The sequence below is a fragment of the Phaeovulum sp. genome, assembly GCF_041596715.1.
GTDB lineage: Bacteria > Pseudomonadota > Alphaproteobacteria > Rhodobacterales > Rhodobacteraceae > UBA6213.
Genome location: NZ_JBFHIA010000301.1, coordinates 1 through 3,211 on the forward strand (window position 1 = coordinate 1; position 3,211 = coordinate 3,211).

The following is a 3,211-nucleotide window of genomic DNA, read 5'->3' on the forward strand; positions in this document are numbered from 1 at the left end:
GGGCCCGAAGACCGAGGGCAGGGGCCCCACAAGCGCGGGCACCTCGGCTGCAAAGACGGCATCTGCCGCAGCCCCCAAATCTTCGCGGCCAACATCGCCCAGATCGACATCGCTGCGCGCAAGCCCGCGCTCGGCGACAAGTTCTGCAAAGGTCGCGGTGCCCGCGTCAAAGCGCGCCTTTGCCGCTTCGGCCTCGGCCTCGGAAGGATAGACCAGTTGTTCAACCAGCCGCCGCTCGGGGAATACGTATTCGTCGATCCGCGCATCATAAAGCGCGCGCAACGTGGCTTCGTCGGGTGTTGCTTCATCGCGCAGCATCGACGGGGTCAGCCAGACATAGCTGACATCGCGCGACTCGGGCGCGGTGAATGCCTCGGGATGGGCGGCGTGATAGGCGCGCAGGTCAGCGTCGGTCGGCGTGGGTGTGGCCTCGGTCAAATCGGCCTCGGTCAGTTCGACATAGCTCAGGCTGCGGGTTTCGCTTTGCCATTCGGCAAGGCGCGCTGTCAGCGACTCGGGCGCTTCGATACCACCAAGCGCGGCGGCCAGTAGCACGGCACGGCCAGTATCGGCACGCAGCGCGGTTTCGAACTCGGTTTCGCTCAAGCCCTGCTGGCGCAGCGTCAGCGCGTAGTTCTGCCGGTCGAACTGGCCGTCGATACCGCGAAACGAAGGCGAAGCGACGATCTGGCGCAGCACCTCGGCATCACCTGCCGAGATGCCGATTTTCGCGGCTTGGTCGTCAAGGGCTGCGTTGGTGAAAAGCTGTGCCTGCACGGCACGATCGATGCCCAGACTGGTTGCCAGATCAAAACTGATCTGTTGCCCAACCTGTGACGAGAACGCGTTGATTTCGTTGCTCAGCGCGCGGGCGTAGTCGTTTACCGAAATCTCGGTATCGCCAACCTTGCCGATGGCGCGGATCGAGCCGGAGAAGTTGCTTAACCCAAACCCGCCGAGTCCGAATACCAAAAGCGCCATCAGCACCCAAGTGACCGAGTTTTTACCTTTTGAACGCAGCGGAGAGGACATCGCACGCACCTTTCGGAAAGCCGTTTGGCGGTGTTTAGGCGTTCACGCCCGCGCGGGCAAGGCTCAGATCACAAGGCTATTCAGTCGCGCCATCAACTGTTCGATCCCGGCGACGTCGATGTTGGCAAAGGCTATGCGCAATTGCCGCGTGCCCTGACCCTCGGGCATGAACATCGTGCCGGGCAAAAGCAGCACCGACGCCGTGCGCACCAGCGTGCGCGCAAACTCGGGCGAGGGCAGGGGCGAGGGGTGCTCTACATACGCGAAATAGGCACCGACCCCCAGCGTGCGCCAACCCGGCAGTGCGGCCAGCCCGGTTGTCATTGCCGCCCTGCGGGCAAGTATTTCGGCACGCTCGCCCGCGACCCACTGGCCCAGATTGCGCATTCCCCAAAGTGCGGCGATCTGGCCAAGTTGGCTTGGGCAGATGGCGACGGTATCGAGAAACTTCTCTACCTCGGCCAGACGCGCGGTGCTGGCGACGATCGCGCCCACCCGGTGCCCGGTCAGCCGATACGCCTTGGAGAAAGAGTAGAGATGAATGAAGCCCTCATCCCAGTCGGAATCGGTGAACAAATCGTGCGGCGCGCCACTTCGGCTGTCAAAATCGCGGTAGGTTTCATCGACGATCAATGCCAAACCGCGCGCCCGCGCCAATTCGCGAAACGCCCGCAGCGTTGCCGCGGGGTATTCGACACCACCGGGGTTGTTGGGGCTGACCAGCACGATTGCGCGCGTGGCAGGCGTAATCAGTGCCGCGGCCACCTCGGCATCGGGTATCAGCCCGGCCCCCGTGGGCAGCGGCACAGCCCGCACGCCCTGCATATCAAGCCACATCTTGTGATTGAAATACCAAGGGGTTGGCAGAAGAACCTCATCTCCTGCCCCGGCCAGCGTTGCCAGCACCGCGCAAAATGCCTGATTGCAGCCTTGGGTGATTGCCACCTGCTCGGGCAAGATCACACCACCATAGGCCGCTGACCACTGCGCCGCGAGTTCCTCGCGCAAAGCACCCATTCCCAGAACCGGGCCGTAAAGATGCGCTTGCGCATCGTGCAGCGCCGCTTCGGCGATGGCTTGGCGCAGCGCCAGTGGCGGCGGATCGACAGGAGCGGCCTGACTGACGTTGATCAGCGGGCGATCGGGCGAAAACGTCACACCCTCCAGCCAGCGCCGCGCTTCCATCACGGGGGGCGCAAAAGTGCCTGCCACAGCGGGGTTCACCGGTTTCAAAGTCATCGTGTCGCGCCTCGCAGCTTCGTTGTTCTGGTCCACTGGGGTTTCTGGGGGCGGGCCGCCGCCGAGCGCACCATCATTCGCGCCGCATTAACCGGAGTGTTTTGTATTCCTGCAAGATCAGCCAGATCACCACAAGATCAAACACTGACAGCAGCAGCGTCGCCATGCCACCGGTAGTAAAGAACTGCGTCATCTGCCAGGCGACGAATCCTGCCAACACCACAACCGAGGCCGGATAGGCCCAGCCGATACCCGCCATCAACGCGGCGACCACCGCCAGTTTCAGCACGCCATGACCAAACAGGTAGAGGCTCCAGAAATGCTGTGTTTCAACCGAAAAGCCGCGCGCCAGATTCAGCGCCCAGGCGGCCAGAAAATCGGTGGGGTCTTCGCTTAGCTCGGCCTGCGTTACGGCATGGGCGATGCGCATCACCCAATCGGCTTTCACAAGCCAGATGCCAAGCCCCGACAGCACCTCGGCCGTGGCGAACAGGCCCTTGAGCACAATGCTCGCCTCGAAAAGCGCGTGCAGCCGCTGCCGGGCAGTGCGCATAGCGCTTAGTCGGTGCCGCGAAACGGCTGAACGTATTGCAGCGCCATATCCCAAGGAAAGAAGATCCAAGTGTCTTGGCTGACTTCGGTGATGTAGGTGTCAACCAAGGGCTTGCCCTTGGGCTTGGCATAAACGGTGGCGAAATGTGCGCGCGGATAAAGCCTGCGCACCAGTTCGAGCGTCTTGCCCGTATCCACAAGGTCATCGACGATCAGAATCCCGGTGCCGTCGCCCATCAGTTCGGCTTGCGGTGATTTGGTCACCTTGGCCTCGGACGCCTGCGCCTGATGGGCATAGCTTCTGACCGAGATCGTATCGACCACTCGAATATCCAGCTCGCGGCTGACGATCATTGCGGGCACAAGACCACCGCGCGTGATGCCCACC

At 62.5% G+C, this 3,211-nt stretch carries 4 protein-coding genes; all 4 read right to left on the bottom strand.

Annotation, left to right across the window (positions count from 1 at the left end):
* Positions 1 to 1,032: peptidylprolyl isomerase (locus tag ABY403_RS14990; protein WP_372841625.1), on the bottom strand; the 1,032-nt coding region annotated here is incomplete at its 3' end.
* Positions 1,033 to 1,095: 63 nt separating this feature from the next.
* Complete coding sequence (locus tag ABY403_RS14995; RefSeq protein ID WP_372841626.1) at positions 1,096 to 2,271, bottom strand: aminotransferase; 1,176 nt, start codon at positions 2,269 to 2,271, stop codon at positions 1,096 to 1,098.
* Positions 2,272 to 2,344: 73 nt separating this feature from the next.
* Positions 2,345 to 2,824: a DUF2127 domain-containing protein gene (locus ABY403_RS15000; RefSeq protein WP_372841627.1), complete on the bottom strand. Its 480-nt coding sequence runs from the start codon at positions 2,822 to 2,824 to the stop codon at positions 2,345 to 2,347.
* A gap of 5 nt (positions 2,825 to 2,829) precedes the next feature.
* The coding region (gpt, locus tag ABY403_RS15005) for a xanthine phosphoribosyltransferase (protein WP_372841628.1) at positions 2,830 to 3,211 on the bottom strand (382 nt) is incomplete at its 5' end.